Source organism: Lacinutrix sp. MEBiC02595 (genome assembly GCF_053601555.1).
Genome location: NZ_JBSHNU010000222.1, coordinates 556,055 through 576,072, shown reverse-complemented (window position 1 = coordinate 576,072; position 20,018 = coordinate 556,055). Strand labels below are relative to the sequence as shown.

Sequence of the window (20,018 nt, the reverse complement as noted above, 5' to 3'; positions counted from 1 at the left end):
TTTTAATTTTTTATTCTTTGTTGTTATAATTACTGAGGCAAATATGCGAATGATGTTTCATATTTAAAACACAAAACAACTAATTACTTACAATATATAACATAATTTACATTTTATTAAACAAAATGAAAGTCCGTCAAATATATTTACTATTATTTCTTATAAAATTGTAAACTTTAACTTTCAATTACGACTTTAAGCATGGTTTACTACGTAGATAGTATAACTTAATCATTCAATAATATATAAAACAAATTATGAAAACACCAACATTACTTACGACTACTGCAATGGCATTTTTAATGCTTTTCTCTTTAAACACGAATGCTCAAGATTTTGCTGGACTAGATAAGAGTCCAATGGATGCTGCAGCATTCCCTACAGATTATAAAAACCCAGACAAATTAATAAAAGTAGTTTATAGTAGACCACAATTAAAAGAAAGAAGCTTAGACAAACTTGCTCCAAATGGTAAAGTTTGGCGTACTGGAGCTAATGAAGCCGCTGAAATCACGTTATATACAGACATGAAATTAGGAAGTACTTTAGTAAAAGCGGGAACCTACTCTTTAGCAACTATTCCAGGAGAAAAAGAGTGGACTATCATTATCAACTCGGATTTAAATGCTTGGGGAAGTTATTTTTACGAAGAAGCTAACGACGTAGCAAGAATCACAGTTCCTGTTACATCTAGCAAAAAATCTATTGAAGCTTTTTCTATAGCTTTTAAAGAAAGTGATAAAGGAGTAGATATGTTTTTAGGTTGGGACACCACAGTAGTAGCTGTGCCATTTACTAAATAAGAAACACACAATAAAAGTATACAAAAAAGCCTTAGAATAATTCTAAGGCTTTTTTATTACGGTATATTTAAATATTTATGTGTTTGTAAAGAAACTTTCCATTGCGGATTAGCCATTACATAATCTACAATTTCAGGAACCATCTTATCCCGTTTACTCCATTCTGGTTGTAAATATAAAATACAATCTTTATTCACTTTTGCTGCTTGTTCTTCGGCAAACTTAAAATCATCCTTATTATAGATAATACATTTCAACTCGTGTGCTTGCGCATATACTTCTTCGGTTGGAAGTTTATTCTTTTTTGGTGAAAGGCAAATCCAATCCCAAATTCCAGTTAACTTATACGCTCCAGAAGTTTCAATATGCACTTGCAATCCTCTTTCTTTTAGCGCGTTGGTTAACGGATTCATATTCCACATTAAAGGCTCTCCACCTGTAACTACAATGGTCTTACTGTACTTCGCAGCGTTTTCGGCAATTTTAATTGTTTCTGTCGCAGGATGCAATTCTGGCAACCAACTTTCTTTAACGTCACACCAATGGCAACCAACATCACAACCACCAATTCTTACAAAATACGCAGCTGTTCCTTTATGAAAACCCTCTCCTTGAATCGTATAAAACTCTTCCATCAAAGGTAATAACAACCCTTTATCTAGCAACTCTTGTCTTTCACTTCTTGTCATAGCTTGCAAAGATAGTTATTTAAGTATTTAAAGTTTAATAGAGCCCAAAATATTTAAAGTTAAAAAGCTTAGTGTTTCATTTTCATAATAACAAGACAAGACATTAATGACTTAAGATATTTGTACCTTTAAGTTGAAAAGTTGATTACTTTTTTAAAAGGTTTTACATTAAAGATTACTATTTTTATGCAAACTTTGAAGAATACTATGAGCAGACAGGACGATTTTTTTAAACATATAGAAGAAGGAAACACAACCAAAGGCGATTTTATCACCTTAGGTTCTGCAATGTTAGATGGAGAAACCATTAAAGATGCTTTTGTAAAAATACCTTTAAAAACCATGAATAGACATGGTTTAATTGCCGGTGCAACAGGTACAGGTAAAACAAAAACATTACAAGTTTTGGCTGAAAACTTAAGCGAAAAAGGAATTCCTGTTTTACTTATGGATATTAAAGGGGATTTAAGTGGTTTAGCACAACCAAGTCCCGGACATGCTAAAATAGATGAGCGTCACGCAAAAATAGGATTACCTTTTGAAGCAAAAGGATTTCCTGTAGAAATCATGTCGTTATCGGAACAAGAAGGTGTTCGCTTACGCGCTACCGTTAGTGAGTTCGGACCAGTTTTATTATCTAGAATTTTAGATTTATCGGATACGCAATCTGGTGTTGTTGCTGTTATTTTTAAATATTGTGACGACAACAAACTGCCTTTATTAGACTTAAAAGATTTTAAAAAAATATTACAATACGCTACCAAAGAAGGAAAAGAAGAATTCTCGGATGCTTATGGCAGAATTTCTTCGGCATCTACAGGTGCTATTTTACGTAAAGTGGTAGAAATAGAACAACAAGGAGGAGAACTTTTCTTTGGTGAAAAAAGTTTTGATGTGGAAGATTTAGTTCGCACCACAAGAGATGGTAAAGGCTATATTAATATTATTAGATTAACAGATATTCAAGATAAGCCTAAATTATTTTCTACATTCATGTTAAGCTTATTGGCGGAGATTTACGAAACTTTTCCAGAACAAGGAGATGCAGACAAGCCAGAATTAATTATGTTTATAGACGAAGCGCATCTTATCTTTAATGAAGCTTCTAAAGCATTATTGAATCAAATTGAAAGCATTGTAAAACTAATACGTAGTAAAGGAATTGGTTTATACTTTGTAACACAAAATCCAACCGATGTTCCAGAAGGAGTATTAAGTCAGTTAGGTTTAAAAATACAACATGCTTTACGTGCCTTTACAGCTAAAGATAGAAAAGCTATAAAGCTTGCAGCTCAAAACTATCCAGACACCGATTATTATGATACTGCCGAAATTTTAACTTCCTTAGGAATTGGAGAAGCTCTAGTTTCTGCTTTAGATGAGAAAGGAAGACCAACTCCACTTGCAGCAACAATGATGCGAGCACCAATGAGTAGAATGGATGTTTTAACAGAAACGGAATTAAACAATCTTTTAGATGATTCTAAACTAGTCATGAAATACAACGAAACCATAGACAGAGAATCGGCTTATGAAATGTTGAATAAAAAGATTGAAAAAGCAGAAGCATTACAAATTAAAGAAGACGCTAGAGAAGCGAAAGAAAAAGAACAAAAAAAAGCTACTCGATCTAGCTCTAGTAGAAGTAGTACTAGAATGAATCCCATTATCAAAGTACTTACAAGCGCAACGTTCATCCGTTCTGTTTTTGGTATTTTAAAGAAAGTAATGTAGTTCTTGGCTTAAGCTTGGAACTACAAATAAACACACAATAACAAACCATATATTTTCCGTTTTCACGGAAATAAAATCAAATAAGATTCCCGCTTTCTCGGAAAATAAATATGAAAAACATAATTTTTACACTTTGTTTATTAAGCATCGTTTTTACTTCATGCAAAAAAGAAGTTAACCCATTTTTAATATCTAAAAATAATATTGGACTTTTAACAGACTCTACTCAAGTAAAAGATATAGAAGCCATTTACGCTAATGACTCTGTTGTAAAACGAATTAATGGAGATGAATTTACAGGAAGCGTCAATGACATAAAAATTTATGACAAAACAGGAAAGCAATTATTGATACTTTCCCCTAACCAAGCGTTAGATTCTACGGCTACTATCACGACTATTAAAGTCGTAGACCCAAGGTACAAAACAGCCAAAGGCTTAAATACCGCTAGCACATTTGGAGATATTAAGAACCACTATACCATTTCTAGTATTCAAAATACATTACGAAACGTTGTAGTTTTTGTAAATGATATAAATGGATTTTTCACCATTGACAAAATGGAACTGCCTGCAGAATTACGCATGGATGTAAACAAGAAAATTGAAGCAGTACAGATTCCGGACACAGCAAAAATAAAACATTTCATGATAGGCTGGAATTAATACTTAATCGTTATGAATCCATTATTTGGTAAACTATTAGTAGATATAGCTAAGCAAAGACTTAAAGCTAAACACACTCCTATTCCATATACCCAATCGCAAATAACTCCTGTTATTGATAACATAAAAGTAGAGATTTCGCATGCCTTTAAAGAATCTATTTTTATAATTATTGGTGTTTTTTCTGCTGGATTTGGTTTAAAAGGTTTTCTATTACCAAATCACTTTATAGATGGTGGCGCAACAGGTATTTCTTTACTTCTTAAAAACATAACCTCTTTACCACTTGGTGTTTTACTACTTATAGTAAATATCCCATTCCTTATTCTTGCTACACAAACTATCGGCAAGAAATTTGCCATTAAAAGCGTCGTTGCCATTGCTTTTTTAGCACTAGTCGTTCACTTTGTAAATTACCCAACAATTACAGAAGATAAGTTGTTAATCGCTGTATTTGGTGGTTTCTTTCTCGGCTTAGGAATTGGTTTAGCCATGCGTGGTGGAAGCGTTATAGATGGAACAGAAGTTTTAGCCATATACTTAAGCAGAAAAATGTCGATCACCGTTGGTGATGTCTTATTACTTATAAATATTGTTATTTTTTCTTTTGGCGCTTATGTTTTATCTATTGAAACGGCACTTTATGCTATATTAACCTATTTATCTGCAGCCAAAACAGTAGATTTTGTGGTAGATGGTGTAGAAGAATATGTTGGTATTACTATTATTTCCCAAAAACATGAAGAAATAAGAATCATGGTTACAGAAAAACTACGTAGAGCCTGCACAATATATGCAGGAAAAGGTGGTTTTGGTGTTAATGGAAAAAGTTACGACAAAGACATTATTTACACCGTAATGACCAGGTTAGAATTATCTAAACTATATACAGAAATAGATAAAATAGATAAAAATGCCTTTCTAACCATTGGTATAGTAAAAGATTTAAAAGGAGGAATGATTAAACGTAAACCTTTAAAATAAAACCATTACTAGAAAGATTACGTATAGAACAATACAATACTATTTTTAATTATGAAAAAGAAATATACCGTACAGAATTCACCATTTGTTGTTCCTACAGCAGACGGAAAAGTTATAGAAGAGCATTTTGGTTTGGCCACCGACAACAACCCACAAATAAGCATAGCACGCATGATTGCTCCTGCTGGCTGGAGTGAACCTTTTCAAACTCCTGGGTTTGATGAATACACCTACATAATTAAAGGCAAAAAACAATTTATAATTGAAGATGAAGTTGTAATTTTGGAAGCCGGACAATCCATAAAAATTAGTAAGAATACTCGTATTCAGTATTCCAATCCATTTACCATTGCTTGCGAATATATAGCTATTTGCCTTCCCGCATTTTCCATGGATTTAGTAAACAGAGAAGATTAAAATGAATTTTATATCCAAAACTATTGGCTTCATTATTAACTTAATAAGCTTTATTTCACCAAAATTAGCTGGAAACCTAGCACTATCCTTATTTTCTAAACCTTTAAAAGGAAAAATTCAAGAAAAAGATTTTGATTTTTTAGATACTGCTTTCAAAGAAGAATTGCAATATGAAGGTTTTAATATCATGACCTATAGATGGCTTGGTAAAAACAAAACCATACTATTGGTTCATGGTTGGGAAAGTAATGCCGCAAGATGGAAACCTTTAATAGAAAGCTTAAAAAAGCTAAACTATAACGTAATTGCTTTAGACGCTCCGGCACATGGACGCTCGGGAAGTAAACGCTTTAATGCCATTCTCTATTCAGAATTCATAAATATAGTTTCTAAAAAATTCAATCCAGATATTATTATTGGACACTCTGTTGGTGGTATGGCTACTGTTTTTTACCAACATAAATATCAGAATGCAGAATTAGAAAAACTAGTTTTATTAGGAGCTCCTTCCAACTTTACAGGTGTTTTTAATCGCTATGTAAAAATGATGGGATACAACAAAAGAGTTCATAAAAAAATAGGAGAAATTGTATTAGAAACTTATGGTCACGTACCAGAATATTTTTCTGCTGCAGACTTCACCAAAGAGATTACTACCTCAGCTCTCTTAATACATGATGAACGCGATAGAATTATCCCGTATCAAGATGCCGAACATTTTGTGCAAAACTATGCGAATGCTAAATTAATAACCACACAAGGTTTTGGTCATTCCTTAAACAATGAAACCATAACCGAATATATTAATAATTACATCACTAATTAAGCTAGAGTCTCGCATTTTAAATTTCATATAGTGATTAAACTTATAGTATCTTTGCCAGATGGAAGAGAATCTTAAACGTATAAATAAATATTTAAGCGAAGTTGGTTACTGCTCACGTAGAGAAGCAGACAGACTTATTGAAGCTGGAAGAGTAACTATAAACGGCGTTGTTCCAGAAATGGGCACCAAATTAACTCCAACAGATGAGGTTCATGTAGATGGAAAACCGGTTATAAACACCAAAAAAGCTTTCACTTATTTAGCCTTTAACAAACCTGTTGGCATTGTTTGTACTACCGATACTAGAGTAGAAAAAGACAATATTATCGATTTTATAAAATATCCAAAACGTATATTCCCTATTGGGAGATTAGATAAACCAAGTGAAGGTTTAATTTTTCTTACAGACGATGGTGATATTGTAAACAAAATACTTCGTGCTAGTAATAATCACGATAAAGAATACATTGTAACGGTAGATAAAGCAATTTCGCAAACCTTTTTAGAAAGAATGTCTGGCGGCATTTATTTAGAGGAATTAGACCGAACTACTAAATCTTGTATTGTTGAAAAACTAGGTACGTACAAGTTTAAAATTATTTTAACGCAAGGTTTAAACAGACAAATTCGTAGAATGTGCGAATATTTAAATTACGAAGTAAACAGCTTAAAGCGTGTTCGTATTATGAACATAAAACTAGATGTTCCTGTTGGTGAATATAGAGAATTCACAAGTGAAGAATTAGAAGATTTAAACTCCCTTTTAGAAGCTTCTACAAAAACCTATTTAGAAAACAATGGCTAAACTTTCTCCTTTTCACATTGCAATTCCAGTGCATAATTTAGAAGTGTGCAGAACATTTTATAGAGATATTTTAAACTGTGAAGAAGGTAGAAGTAGCGATCACTGGGTAGATTTCAATTTCTTTGGTCATCAATTAGTTATTCATTACAAGGCACAATCTAACGGAGAAACCCCAACCAATCCTGTCGACGGAAAAGCAGTTCCTATACCGCATTATGGTGTCGTTCTAGATTGGGAAGATTTTCACGCTTTCGCGGAAGACTTAAAACTAAAAAACATATCTTTCATTATTGAACCATATATTCGTTTTGAAGGTTTAGTAGGTGAACAAGCAACGATGTTTTTTAATGATCCTTCTGGCAACGCTTTAGAGTTTAAAGCTTTTAAAGATATAAATCAGTTATTTGCGAAATAAGCACTATTGGTAACGCCAACTTGTTAAGTCCGCTCCTTTTGGTGCGCTTTCTAAAATCCGTTTCATTATTTTTGGTACATACAAACTATTATAGCGCAACCTAGAAATATGATTTGGATTTTCTTGATCTCCATTCCAGCAATGTTCTGCGCGATCTCCATAATCTACTTCCCCTTCATAATAAGGATCTGTAGTGCTTTCTAAAAAATCTTCCATTAAGTACACCGCATTATTTAAATAATAATTATCCATATCTCCACAATAAATATGAATTTTACCTTTTAATTTTTCACCTAGCGCATCCCAATCGCGCTCTAAAATATGTCGTAAATCGTAATTCTCTTTCCAAAATTCGGCAACATTACTACTTATATCCCCAGAATATTTATCCCACAATCGTTCTGGATAACCATCTTTTCCTTGCGGAGAATAGGTTGCTTCCCAAATATCAAACTGACCACCCGATCTTGACTTATCACCCAAAACCAATTCTAAATGATTGGATTCTTTTACAGTAACACTCACATTACCCAAATAATCTCGATGTGAAGGAATCTCTATCTTTTTATGATTACTCTTCGCATAATATGCATTTTCATCTTCGTAAATATTATTTAAACAATAGGATCTAAAATCTATTGGATCTGGACAAGCGGCAAAACAACCATTGTATTCGTCAGGATATTTTACTTGCACCGCTAAAGCTTCCCAACCACCAGTGGATCCTCCATATAAAAAACGAGACCAACCTTCTCCTTGTCCGCGAAATAATTTTTCGATATACGGAATCAACTCGTAGGTTATAGCATCTCCATAAGGTCCTTGACTCGCAGAATTTACGGCATAGGAATCATCATAATATGGTGTAGGATGTTGAATTTCAATAATTAAAAAACGAGGAAAATCCGGTGCATTCCAACGCGTATAAAAATCATAAGCTTCTTGTTGCTGCGTAATATTATATCCATTTACATGAAATCTATCGGAATATTCTGGTTTTAAATTTTTATCTGGTGGCGTGGTTCTAAATCCGCCAAAATCGGAAGGAAAGTGTCCGTGAAAAACCATTAAAGGATACTTAGCTTCTGGATGCTCTTCAAAGCCTTTAGGCAAAAGAACATGTGCTCCTAGATACATATCTTTTCCCCAGAACTTAGAGAGCAAATCTGATTTTATTTGGATGTGTTTTATCCATTCGGTATCCGCAGCAACTTCCATTTCCGGAATAACTTGATCTAAAACGATGTCTAAATCTTTTATGCCACTTTCTGTCACTGTAACTTTTATTGGTGTGCTATACAAATTCCCGGGAGACGTTTTCCATTGTTGTCCTTCTCCATTATCCATCGGTAATTTCACAGTATGTCCTGTAGATAAATTAAAGGTTTCATATACATGTAAAACAGCTTGAACATAATAATCTCCTTGTTTTAATTGCGATAAACTTTCGTATGGAAATCCAAAAACAGTATCATCAAAAGACACTTTTTCATTTGGCTTTAAGTTCTCTACATTCTTTCCAAATATGGGTTGCGCATCTAATCCTTCAGACACTAGAAAACGAGGTTCTTTTTCATTACTATCTGCAAAAATAAGCAATAACCTTCCGTCTAAATTTCGCGAATTTATGGCATCTGAAAAGGACACGTTTACTAAATTATTAGATGTTTTTTTTTTCGGAGGTTGCATCGCAATTAAACAGAAAAACAAGCAAAAAAAAGGAAACTACTTTTAATGATTTCATGAGGAATAAATTTAAAAAAAAGATACTCATTATTTCACGAAAATACAATCGTTATATATCAAACTATCCTTTTTATTCCTTTTTACGCTTTATATTCCCAAAATAAAAAGGCAAGTAAACAAGAAGAAACAGCGGAATCAAAAATACTTCAACGACTATTATATAATAAGGCCATTCTGGTAAATAATCTAAAACCGAAGCCGAATCTGGCTTTCTATTTAAATACGAATAGTTAGCACCTAAAAGCGCATTTATACCAAACGAAGCGATTAAATAGCCTTGTATTGCGACAAGCGATTTAAAAACACTTTTTAGTTTTGGCCGCATTCTTAAAACAAAAGTTGCGTAAAAAATAATGGTTAATAGGCCCAAGTGCGCAATCCAATATCTAAAAAAGTCGAAACTAGGATAACCTTCCGCAATATCTGGAGTAATCACACCTTGCGAGGTTCCTGCAATAATCCAAAACAATAGAATTTCATACATCCAATATTTCCTATAGTATGTGAAAACAGGAATAATCAAAGCTAAAAAACTACATAAATACAAAGGCAAATCTACCGAAACAGCATAATTACCTTGGCTAATTTTATAACTATGAAAAATAATAATGGTTAGAGAAACGAAGACACCTAAAGCTTGAAATAGGACTTCTTTTTGTTTTTGAGGTCGTCTTTTAGCAAAACGAAATAAAACCACACAAAACAAAACAGCGAGTACTATTGGTAGCACATGTTGTACACTACCAATAGTTACTCGCTGTATGTTTATTAATAAAATTAGCAAAAAATTCATACTGCAATATAAGTAGTTTATTGCATATGTCTTTCTCTAGCTAAAAGCGTATTTTTAAGTAACATAGCAATCGTCATTGGTCCTACTCCTCCAGGAACTGGCGTTATATAACTCGCTTTTTTACTTACATTTTCAAAATCAACATCCCCAGTAATCACATAACCCTTAGGAGCTGTTTCATCTGCAACACGAGTAATACCAACATCAATAATTACCACATCGTCTTTTACCATTTCTGCTTTTAAGAAGTTTGGTACTCCTAAAGCCGAAATAATAATATCTGCTTGACTTGTAATTTGAGTAATATTTTTAGTGTGACTATGTGTAAGTGTTACTGTAGAGTTCCCTGGAAACCCTTTTCTTCCCATTAAAATACTCATTGGTCTTCCCACAATATGTGATCTACCAATTACAACAGTGTGCTTTCCTTTGGTTTCTACGCCGTAACGATCCATAAGTTCTAGAATACCAAATGGTGTTGCAGGAATGAAAGTAGACATATCTAATGCCATTTTACCAAAATTCATTGGGTGAAATCCATCCACATCTTTATCTGGATTTACAGCCATTAATACTTTTTGTGTATTAATTTGTGGAGGTAGTGGTAATTGGATAATAAAACCATCTACATCACTATTGGTATTTAATTCTTCAATTTTATCTAATAATTCTACTTCACTAGTAGTATTAGACATTCTTACCATTGTAGACTCAAAACCAACACGCTCACAAGCGCGAACTTTACTAGCAACATACGTTAAACTAGCACCATCATTACCAACAATAATAGCAGCTAAATGTGGCACTTTTTCGCCTTTAGCAACCATTTTTTTTACTTGTTCTGTAATTTCGTCTTTAATGTCGTTACTTACTTTTTTCCCGTCTAGAATAGTCATGTTGAAGTTTTAAATCTGTCAGGTCGAGCGCAGTCGAGACCTAATTTTATACCTATTTACAAATGAGACCTCTCGACTGCGCTCGAGGTGACACATTCTTTTCATTGTTTATTCTATAAAAAACAGGAACTACTTCATGTTTTTCATTGCTTGCATCATACGTTTTCCGCCACCACCTTGCATCATCTTCATCATTTTCGACATTTGGTTGAATTGTTTTAGTAACTGATTTACTTCTTGCACCGAAGTACCAGATCCTTTTCCAATTCGCTTTTTACGGCTTGCATCTATAATCGATGGATTTGTACGTTCTTTTACGGTCATAGAATGAATTATAGCTTCAATACCTTTAAAAGCATCATCATCTATATCTACATCTTTCATCATTTTTCCAGCTCCAGGAATCATTCCAATAAGGTCTTTCATATTACCCATTTTCTTGATTTGCTGAATTTGCTTTAAGAAATCATCAAAACCAAATTGATTTTTGGCAATTTTCTTTTGCAATTTTCTAGCTTCATCTTCATCAAACTGCTCTTGTGCTCTTTCCACAAGAGACACAACATCTCCCATTCCAAGAATACGATCTGCCATACGTGAAGGATAGAAAACATCAATTGCTTCCATTTTTTCACCAGTACCAATAAACTTTATTGGTTTATTTACAACAGACTTAATAGAAATTGCTGCTCCACCACGTGTATCCCCATCTAATTTGGTAAGAATAACACCATCAAAATTTAAAATATCATTGAAGGCTTTTGCTGTATTTACAGCGTCTTGACCTGTCATAGAATCTACAACAAACAAGGTTTCTTGTGGCTGTATTGCTTTATGGATGTTAGATATTTCGGCCATCATGGCTTCATCTACAGCCAAACGACCAGCAGTATCTATAATAACCACATTATGTCCGTTTGCCTTTGCATGTGCAATACCAGCTTGTGCAATAGCTACAGGATCTGTATTTCCTCTATCGCTAAAAACCTCCACTTTAATTTGATCTCCTACAACATGTAATTGATCTACGGCCGCCGGACGATATACATCACAAGCTACCAATAAAGGTTTCTTTGTTTTTTTATTTTTAAGATAGTTGGCAAGTTTACCTGAAAAGGTTGTTTTTCCGGAACCTTGTAAACCAGACATTAAAATAATACTTGGCGTTCCTGTTAAGTTAAGACCTTCTACATCTCCACCCATTAATTGGGTAAGTTCATCCTTAACAATCTTCACCATTAATTGTCCTGGCTGTAAGCTTGTTAAAACGTTTTGTCCAAGTGCTTTTTCTTTTACTTTATTAGTAAAATCTTTAGCAATTTTAAAGTTAACATCGGCATCTAGTAACGCTCTACGTACTTCTTTTAGGGTTTCGGCAACATTAACTTCTGTAATGCTTCCATGACCTTTTAGTACATGTAACGCTTTATCTAACTTTTCACTTAAATTATTAAACATATTTTTTTTATTTCAATAGTTGCAAAAGTAAAGAAATATTTTGTTTTTCTTTACTGGAAAAGCTTGTTTAATTGGAATTAAAGCATATTTACCACATCCTTAAAAAACAGCTGTCTCTATTTTAGTTTTCACAATTAAAAATAAAAAAAAGAGGCTTCTTTTAAGAAGCCTCTTTTTTATTAATAATGCACTCGTTAAACTTGACTTACAAACAAGTATAACATTCACCATCTAAATTAAATAATTCTCCTACTTCGCTTGGACTTAAAGTTCTTTTATAAACTCTTAAATCATCCAAATGACCAACAAAACCTTCTCCAATAATGTATCTATCGGAAGCTTGAGAACCAATATTCAGGCTCGAATTCTCATCGATATTTCTTTGTACACCATCTCTGTATAATGTAACGGTATTGTCTGCAGATACTGTTACTACTAGATGATGCCAATCTGTGTTTTCCCACACTACATCTACTTCACCATTCCAGTCATTATCCCAAAGATAAAAGCTTGTATTATCTGTAAACAATGGTGTATTTAAATCATAAACTCCTAATTGAAACCCTTCTGTTGCATTTCCTGGTGATCTAAAAAATAGTTCTAAATCCCCTACTGCTGTATTTTGCATTTTAAACCATAAACTTATAGAAAAACTATCGCCTTGTACCAGTGCACTGTCTGTATTTACAGGAATCTCAAAGGTATCATTTCCGGTAAAAGATATAGCACAAGCAGAGTTTCCTGCTCTATCTTCTACAAATGTGTTGGTAATGTTTTCTGTATTAAAACCACTTATTAAATCGTGAACTTCCTCGGCAAAAGGCATATATATCACCAAATCGTTTATTAAAACTTCTGGGGTATTGCAATCTTCACAATCTTGCTCCAGTTCCATATTAATTACATCACCAGAATTTGTTACCCGACTAAAGACAAATGTATCTTCATCACAACCTAAAAGCAACCATTCCCCATTTAACAAATCAAAAACAGTCAATCCTTCAATGGTTAAGGTATAACCAGAACCCGATTCTAAAAGAGACCAAGAACCAAATTCTGTAACCGTTGGTTCTCCATTAACAATTACTTCGCCATTCGTATCAAACATTAAATAATTTTCATCTAAAATATTACCAGACGCATCATAGGTTGGCGCTGTAATATTACATGCTAATAAGTAAGCTTCTATTTCGGATAAATTAACATCACAATCTTCTATATCATCGTCATTCCAATCGTAGTCATCATCTTCATCACAAGTATCTTCTGCTGCTTCAATAGCTGCTTCCATTTCTGTATTATTTTCTACAACAACGGTATCCCCATTTGCTAATACCATAGTAACAGGGAAGTTTATACTAGCTAAAACTCCTCCTTCTAAATTTTCAATAAAAGAATATAAAGCTTCATCATCAGTTATGGTAACGGTATCTACAACTTGAAAATCTGTATTATACACGGAAATAGTAATAGGAAATTGAAAATCAACACATTCAATATCATCATCTTCTTCATCTTCCTCATTACAATTTTCTATTTGTGCTTCTAATTCGTTTTGGCTATTAATAACCAACTCGGAATAATCGTTAAAAATAACTGTTATTGGAAACGTTATTTCTATTTCGTCACCATCACTGGAAAAAGCGTCTAAAATAGTTTCTAACGCATCATAATCGGTAATACTTTCTATGGTTATTGTTACACCATTTGCGGTAACGGTTACTGGCAAGACAACCTCTAGGCAATTCGCATAATCGATAATATTATCAAAGGAACCATCATTGGAAGCTACATTGCGCATTAAATTAGCTAAATTAGAATTTGGCGCAATCGTTTCTTCATTATCTGGCTCTGTAACTTCTACAACTTCTTCTTGACATGCTGAAAATAACATCAAAAAAAGTAAGCATAAAAAAAGGTAGGATTTAAAATGGATGGTTTTCATTGTTTCGTTTTTTATTAATAATTATTTCTTTTCATAGCAACTTTTAATTGCTGTATACTACTATAACATCTTCGTTTAAAAAACTCCTACCTTGACTTTTTAAAAAAAATGTTCCTACTTTGCAGAAACCTTTTTAACTATACATGCAAAAGTCTTTAAACAATAATGTCTGTAATGAAAACCGTTTCAATAACCTATTTAACAAACACGCTAAAGACTTGCATCACTTTTTGTATTATAAATTTGGGGATCATTTAAATCCTAAAGACAAAGTGCAAGATGCTTTTATAAAACTTTGGCAGAATTGCAGTACCGTTTCTCCTGAAAAAGCGAAAAGCTATTTATATACGGTAGCGAATAATTTAATGCTAAATGCCGTTGCACATCAAAAAGTAGTTTTAAAACATCAGAAAATAAAACCAACAGAACATTCTAACGAGTCGCCAGAGTTTTTAATGGAAGAAAAGGAATACCGCAAAAAGCTAGAAAATGCCATTGCAAATTTAACCGAAGCACAACGCGTTGCCTTTTTAATGAATCGTGTGGAAGGAAAACGGTTTAAAGAAATTGCATCGCTTTTAGATATTAGCACCAAAGCAGTTGAAAAACGAATTTACGGCGCATTAAAAAAATTAAGAGAAGAAATTGATGAATTATGATTTCTGTTTTACAGGAATAATAATTTTAATTTCGAGGTAGGAGTTTCTAAACCTTACTTGTTATATAATTGAATAGCATACAATGAATAAAGAAGAATTAGTATTAAAATGGTTAGATAACGACTTAAGTCCTCAAGAACTTGAAGCATTTGAAGCGCTCGAAGATTATGAGTCGTTAATTAAACTAGCCAAGTACAGCAAAGGTTTTAAAGCACCAGAGTTTAATACCGAAGCTGCTTTAGAAAGCACCTTACGCGGTATAAATGCAAAAAAAACTACTCCAAAGAAATGGCTATCACCCATTCTCAAAGTAGCCGCTATTCTAGCTATTTGTTTAGGTAGTTACTATTACACCACAACTTTAGATAGTTCTTTTACCACAGATTTCACTGAAAAATCAAGAATAGAGCTTCCTGATCATTCCTATGTACATTTAAATGCGATTTCTAAAATCACCTTTAATAAAAAGAGTTGGAATACAAACAGAACCATTACATTAGATGGTGAAGCTTTTTTTAAAGTAGAAAAAGGCAGCACATTTAACGTAAAAACAGATGCAGGAACAGTAACCGTTTTAGGTACACAATTTAATGTAAAACAACGAAAGGATTATTTTGAAGTAGTTTGTTATGAAGGCAGCGTGCAAATAAACTACAATACAGGGAAGGCTCGTTTAAAAGCTGGAGATTCTTTTTTAATTTTAAATGGAAATGTGACTACAGCCATAACTACAAATGTCAAACAACCAGAATGGATAAATCATGTTAGTGCTTTTACAAGTGTACCATTAAGCAAGGTTTTAGCAGAGTTTGAAAGACTATACAACGTTAAATTTGAAACTTCCAATATAGAGACAAGTACGTTATTTACTGGAAAATTCACACATAAAAACATAGATATTGCACTAAAATCGATAACAGAACCTTTACAATTAAGCTATACAAAAACAAACAAAACCATTATTTTATCGCGTGAATAAATCGCTAAAAATTGCGCTAGTATTAATTTTATTTTTCTCCGGTTACTCGACTGTTTTATCGCAAAACAAAAAGCAACCTCTAGCGCAAGTATTGACTATAATAGAGCAACAATTTAAAGTTAGCTTTTCTTATGCCGATAACACGATTAAAGATGTAAATGTGTTTTTGGATAGTAATGAAAACTTAGAGGTAATTCTAACTTCTTTAGAAACACAAACGCACTTAAAGTTTAACAAATTAAACAACCAGTTTATTACTATTGTAAGGCAAGTAACTCCTCCTTTTACCATTCAAAAACTAGAGGAAGTAGTAATTACTAACTATTTAACCACAGGATTAAACAAAAATACCACAGGAAGCATTACCATAAAACCAGAACAGTTTGGTATTTTACCTGGTTTAATAGAACCAGATGTGCTACAAACCATACAAGCACTTCCCGGAGTTTTAAGTACGGATGAAACGGTATCGAATATTAATATTAGAGGTGGAACACACGATCAAAATCTCCTACTTTGGGATGGTATAAAAATGTATCAATCTGGTCACTTTTTCGGACTTATCTCAGCATTCAATCCATATTTAACCAAGCAAGTAAATGTATCTAAAAACGGCACCTCAGCACAATATGGCGATGGTGTTTCTAGCGTTATAGATATGCAATTATCAAACACGCTTCAAAATGAGTTTAAAGCTGGAGCCGGTTTTAACTTCGTACATGCAGATGGCTATGCTAAAGCACCACTTGGTAAACATGCAGAGTTACAGCTTTCGGTAAGACGCTCGTTTACCGATTTAGTAACTGCGCCAACCTACAAGCAGTATTTTAAACGTATTTTTCAAGATTCGGATTTTGAAAGTAATCAGGAAGCGCAAAATAATACCATCTCTAAAAACGAAAATTTTTACTTTTATGATTTCTCGGGAAAATTGCTATTAAACCTTTCCAAAAAAGACAAACTTCAAATTAGTTTTTTAACCATTCATAATAATTTAGATTACGAAGAACAGTCCACCATAAACAATATTAACGAGTCTTTTAACAGTAAACTTATTCAGCGTAATTTAGCAAGTGGCATTAACTACACTAGAAAATGGCATTCTAAATTAAGTTCTAACCTACAAGTATCGCTTTCTAACTATGAATTAGACGCCAAGAATTTTGACATTTTGAATGACCAACGTTTAATTCAAGAAAACAAAGTTTTTGATAACGCTCTAAAAGCAGATACCAAATGGGACATTAATAAAAACACCAATCTTCAAATTGGCTATCAGTTTTCTGAAGTCGGTATTAGCAATTTAGAAAACGTTAATAACCCTGTATTTAGAAGTTATATTAAGGAGGTTATTAGAAGTCATTCCGTTTTCACGGAAGGCCAACTAATAGCTAACAACAAAAACACCAATGCAAAAGTTGGAATACGATTTAATTACATTCCAAAATTAGACGCTTTTTTAGCAGAACCAAGAATAGGTTTTAGCCAACGGTTTGCGAATCATTTTAGATTGGAATTTCTTGGAGAATACAAGAGTCAAACCACGTCACAAATCATAGATTTACAAAATGATTTTCTAGGCATTGAAAAGCGTCGTTGGATTTTAGCAAACAACAGCGATATTCCAATTATAAAAAGCAAACAAGCCTCTTTAGGAACACACTATAACAAAAATAACTTACTAATTAGTGCAGAAGCTTTTTATAAAGAAGTAGACGGAATCACCACCAGAAGCCAGGGTTTTCAAAACCAGTTTCAGTATATAAAAGCTATAGGAAGCTATCAAGTAAAAGGAGTGGATTTTTTAATCCATAAACAGTTTATTCATTTTAATACCTGGTTAAGTTATTCGTATAGTAAAAACGATTACACTTTTAAGAACTTAAATAACGGAAACCCTTTTCCTAATAACGCAGACATTACGCATGCGGTTAATTTTTCTAATACCTACACGATAAACAAATACAAGTTTGCCTTAGGTGTAAACTGGCATTCTGGGAAGCCTTATACAACTCACGACAACACCATTTCATCAGGCAATATAAACTACAACGCACCAAACAGTAATCCTTTAAAAGATTATTTACGTGTTGATTTTTCGGCAACAAAAGATTTAAAAATTTCGGAAGGAATTCAGGCTAAAATTGGCGCTTCTGTTTGGAATCTTTTAAACACCAAAAACACGATTAACAGATACTATGTTTTGGATGCTGAGGATAACATTTCGAAAGTAGAAAACCAATCGTTAGGCATAACGCCAAACGTAAGTTTTCGTGTATATTTTTAGACTATAAATATTCTTGGTATTGCATCACTCTAAAATCAAACGTGTTAAATGTAGAATCACTAGATTTAAGGTGCTTATACAAAGGCATACTCCCAATAGCTCTATTAGCAGATCCCGAAGAAGAAGTAAGCGAAACGGTTTTTATTACTCGCTCCTTTTTTCCAGATTCCTTCGCTATACTAGGAATGACAAATTGATGCACTCTTGGTACTTCATTAGAAACCAATTCTAATTTTATATGCTGTTCTTTTATGTGTTTTCGGAAGAAATACTCTGGGCCATTTTTACTATTTCCGCCAATAAATAATAGCGTTTCAATGTTTGGATGCTTTTTTATATAATCGATTACATTCCGAAGTTTTATATTTTGCATTCCTAAATCGGAAGCATCTATTTTCTCCCGTTCTGCACTAGCTACAATATCGCAAACGCCAATTTGATGTTTTATAAGAAATGCTTTGCGTTCGTCTATTGCTTCTTGTGAATTATCATAACGTAAATTCAAATTATGGATTTTATCGATATATAACCACAAGGAATTGTAATAACTGCCATAGCAGAAATTAACATCTTTTTCTAAAAGTTCTCCAACACTAAACCTTGGCGGAGGAATTGTACCAACAATTAATTTCTTAGTGTCTTTTTGTATAAATGGTTTATATGGATGTTTATGAAGAAACACGTTTATCTTTTTATTTTATTCCCAATTTTCTTACCAATAATATACGCCACAATAATAGCTAGTAAAATGATTATAATATTAAAAAAAACATAAAGTGTATATAGAAAAATATTTTCTTTAGACTGAAAACAAAAACTAGACATAAAACAAATCTCTGAAGACTCCTCTACCATAAATGTTAGAGAAAAACTAGAAATTAAAACAACCAGTAAGCTAATAACAATGTATTGCGATGTTGAAACTTGTTTTTTCTTAATACCAGTTGGTTTAAAAACATTGCGTTCTGCTTCGGTACGTTTGTTATTTTGCAAGGACCAAACTACTTTTTTTTCTTCCGTACTCATTTTATTTATCTTATAAATACTAACTGTTTTCTATACATCTTAATTCGCTACACGAGAAAAGAAATAAGGAACCAGCAATTAATTTCAAACAAAAACTTATAAAGTTTTTAATAATTTAGCCACTTCACTAATTGTTGCTTTATAGATTTTTTTATTCATTTTCGTCATGTGTTCCGATTCGATACTTATTTCATTTAATATCTCTTTAGCATCTTCTGTTTTGTTTTTAGCCATTAAAAATTTTGCCAAAACTAAACGCTCATCGTAGTTAGAATAACGAACATCAATAGCTCGTAATTGTGTTTCTGCTTCGGTTATTCTTTCTAATTTTTCTAAAGCCAATCCGTAAAAAAACTGTGTTTTAGATTTTTTAAATTCGGGATGTTCTATAATCTTTTCTGAATAACGAACTACTTCGTCATAAGATTCTGTATTGTAGTAGCAAGTAATCAAACTCTTAATCACATAAAAATCATTTTGATAATCGCTGTCTAATGCTTTTTCATAATAGCTAATAGCATTTTGATACTCTTTATTTGCCAAATACGCATCTGCAAGATTTATTCTATTTTGAAATGTTTCTGAAAACTCCAGTTTCTTTTCTAAATCTTTTATTTTTTTGGTAGGATTGATAAGTGTTACAATTTCATTGGTCACTTTTTCTGCATCCCGTTTATTATACACTTGCGTTATTAAATAGATAAGACATCCAATAAATGGCAAAAATATAATTAAGAATATCCAGTAGTATGGATTCCTGTTTTTAATAAGGTGATAAATACAATAGGCTTGCAAAGCGATTATTACGTAATAGTACATGGATTAATAACTGTTTATTATAAAGTGTTAAAATAGTAAAGTAAAACCTAAATGTTTTGTATTTTATTTGAA

20 protein-coding genes are annotated in these 20,018 nt (G+C 32.7%); 11 read left to right on the top strand and 9 right to left on the bottom strand.

What is annotated here, in order from left to right; translation table 11 throughout:
- Positions 1-257: 257 nt before the first annotated feature.
- Positions 258-803, top strand: a complete 546-nt coding sequence (locus ACVCZW_RS12455) for a DUF2911 domain-containing protein (RefSeq protein ID WP_452232556.1) — start codon at positions 258-260, stop codon at positions 801-803.
- Between the two features lie 56 nt (positions 804-859).
- On the opposite strand, the gene ACVCZW_RS12450 is transcribed toward ACVCZW_RS12455, so the two are convergent.
- Positions 860-1,492, bottom strand: a complete 633-nt coding sequence (locus tag ACVCZW_RS12450) for a 7-carboxy-7-deazaguanine synthase QueE (RefSeq protein ID WP_452228739.1) — start codon at positions 1,490-1,492, stop codon at positions 860-862.
- A 207-nt stretch (positions 1,493-1,699) separates the two neighbouring features.
- Here ACVCZW_RS12450 and ACVCZW_RS12445 point away from each other — a divergent pair, with 207 nt between their 5' ends.
- The 7 genes from ACVCZW_RS12445 (at position 1,700) to ACVCZW_RS12415 (ending at position 7,338) form a co-directional block, all read left to right on the top strand.
- The gene (locus tag ACVCZW_RS12445) at positions 1,700-3,226 is read left to right on the top strand and encodes a helicase HerA-like domain-containing protein (protein WP_452232555.1); all 1,527 of its coding nucleotides are present in this window, start codon (positions 1,700-1,702) and stop codon (positions 3,224-3,226) included.
- Positions 3,227-3,336: 110 nt separating this feature from the next.
- Complete coding sequence (locus ACVCZW_RS12440) at positions 3,337-3,891, top strand: hypothetical protein (protein ID WP_452228737.1); 555 nt, start codon at positions 3,337-3,339, stop codon at positions 3,889-3,891.
- A 12-nt stretch (positions 3,892-3,903) separates the two neighbouring features.
- Entirely contained in the window at positions 3,904-4,875 is a 972-nt protein-coding gene (locus ACVCZW_RS12435; RefSeq protein ID WP_452232554.1) for a YitT family protein, read from the top strand.
- 51 nt (positions 4,876-4,926) lie between these two features.
- Positions 4,927-5,292: a cupin domain-containing protein gene (locus ACVCZW_RS12430; protein WP_452232553.1), complete on the top strand. Its 366-nt coding sequence runs from the start codon at positions 4,927-4,929 to the stop codon at positions 5,290-5,292.
- Position 5,293: 1 nt separating this feature from the next.
- Positions 5,294-6,118, top strand: a complete 825-nt coding sequence (locus ACVCZW_RS12425; protein WP_452228734.1) for an alpha/beta hydrolase — start codon at positions 5,294-5,296, stop codon at positions 6,116-6,118.
- A 58-nt stretch (positions 6,119-6,176) separates the two neighbouring features.
- On the top strand, positions 6,177-6,923 hold the full coding sequence (locus ACVCZW_RS12420) for a pseudouridine synthase (protein ID WP_452228733.1): 747 nt from the start codon (positions 6,177-6,179) through the stop codon (positions 6,921-6,923).
- The gene (locus tag ACVCZW_RS12415) at positions 6,916-7,338 is read left to right on the top strand and encodes a VOC family protein (protein ID WP_452228732.1); all 423 of its coding nucleotides are present in this window, start codon (positions 6,916-6,918) and stop codon (positions 7,336-7,338) included. The genes ACVCZW_RS12420 and ACVCZW_RS12415 overlap by 8 nt, the downstream gene beginning before the upstream one ends.
- A gap of 3 nt (positions 7,339-7,341) precedes the next feature.
- Here the strand turns inward: ACVCZW_RS12415 and ACVCZW_RS12410 are convergent, their stop codons facing one another.
- The 5 genes from ACVCZW_RS12410 to ACVCZW_RS12390 form a co-directional block, all read right to left on the bottom strand.
- Positions 7,342-9,027 (bottom strand): alpha/beta hydrolase-fold protein, encoded by a 1,686-nt coding sequence (locus ACVCZW_RS12410; protein WP_452232552.1) that lies wholly within the window; start codon positions 9,025-9,027, stop codon positions 7,342-7,344.
- 127 nt (positions 9,028-9,154) lie between these two features.
- Positions 9,155-9,877: a YwaF family protein gene (locus tag ACVCZW_RS12405; protein ID WP_452232551.1), complete on the bottom strand. Its 723-nt coding sequence runs from the start codon at positions 9,875-9,877 to the stop codon at positions 9,155-9,157.
- Between the two features lie 17 nt (positions 9,878-9,894).
- A complete protein-coding gene (locus ACVCZW_RS12400; protein WP_452228729.1) occupies positions 9,895-10,773 on the bottom strand; it encodes a bifunctional 5,10-methylenetetrahydrofolate dehydrogenase/5,10-methenyltetrahydrofolate cyclohydrolase in 879 nt (292 codons plus the stop codon).
- 129 nt (positions 10,774-10,902) lie between these two features.
- A complete protein-coding gene (gene ffh, locus ACVCZW_RS12395; RefSeq protein WP_452232550.1) occupies positions 10,903-12,231 on the bottom strand; it encodes a signal recognition particle protein in 1,329 nt (442 codons plus the stop codon).
- A gap of 205 nt (positions 12,232-12,436) precedes the next feature.
- A complete protein-coding gene (locus ACVCZW_RS12390) occupies positions 12,437-14,176 on the bottom strand; it encodes a LamG domain-containing protein (RefSeq protein ID WP_452232549.1) in 1,740 nt (579 codons plus the stop codon).
- Positions 14,177-14,319: 143 nt separating this feature from the next.
- Between ACVCZW_RS12390 and ACVCZW_RS12385 the strand changes: the two genes are divergently transcribed.
- The 3 genes from ACVCZW_RS12385 to ACVCZW_RS12375 all read left to right on the top strand — a co-directional run bounded on the left by ACVCZW_RS12385 (position 14,320) and on the right by ACVCZW_RS12375 (position 18,101).
- Positions 14,320-14,835, top strand: a complete 516-nt coding sequence (locus tag ACVCZW_RS12385) for an RNA polymerase sigma factor (protein ID WP_452232548.1) — start codon at positions 14,320-14,322, stop codon at positions 14,833-14,835.
- A gap of 82 nt (positions 14,836-14,917) precedes the next feature.
- Positions 14,918-15,814, top strand: a complete 897-nt coding sequence (locus tag ACVCZW_RS12380) for a FecR family protein (protein WP_452232547.1) — start codon at positions 14,918-14,920, stop codon at positions 15,812-15,814.
- Positions 15,807-18,101, top strand: coding sequence for a TonB-dependent receptor plug domain-containing protein (locus ACVCZW_RS12375; protein ID WP_452228724.1), 2,295 nt, complete (start codon positions 15,807-15,809; stop codon positions 18,099-18,101). Before ACVCZW_RS12380 ends, ACVCZW_RS12375 begins: the two co-directional genes overlap by 8 nt.
- A 1-nt stretch (position 18,102) precedes the next feature.
- On the opposite strand, the gene ACVCZW_RS12370 is transcribed toward ACVCZW_RS12375, so the two are convergent.
- The 3 genes from ACVCZW_RS12370 to ACVCZW_RS12360 all read right to left on the bottom strand — a co-directional run bounded on the left by ACVCZW_RS12370 (position 18,103) and on the right by ACVCZW_RS12360 (position 19,946).
- Positions 18,103-18,783 carry a uracil-DNA glycosylase family protein gene (locus tag ACVCZW_RS12370; protein ID WP_452232546.1) on the bottom strand — a complete coding sequence of 227 codons (681 nt, stop codon included), beginning with the start codon at positions 18,781-18,783 and terminating at the stop codon, positions 18,103-18,105.
- A 2-nt stretch (positions 18,784-18,785) separates the two neighbouring features.
- Complete coding sequence (locus tag ACVCZW_RS12365) at positions 18,786-19,127, bottom strand: hypothetical protein (protein ID WP_452228722.1); 342 nt, start codon at positions 19,125-19,127, stop codon at positions 18,786-18,788.
- A gap of 96 nt (positions 19,128-19,223) precedes the next feature.
- Positions 19,224-19,946: a hypothetical protein gene (locus ACVCZW_RS12360; protein ID WP_452232545.1), complete on the bottom strand. Its 723-nt coding sequence runs from the start codon at positions 19,944-19,946 to the stop codon at positions 19,224-19,226.
- Between the last annotated feature and the right edge of the window lie 72 nt (positions 19,947-20,018).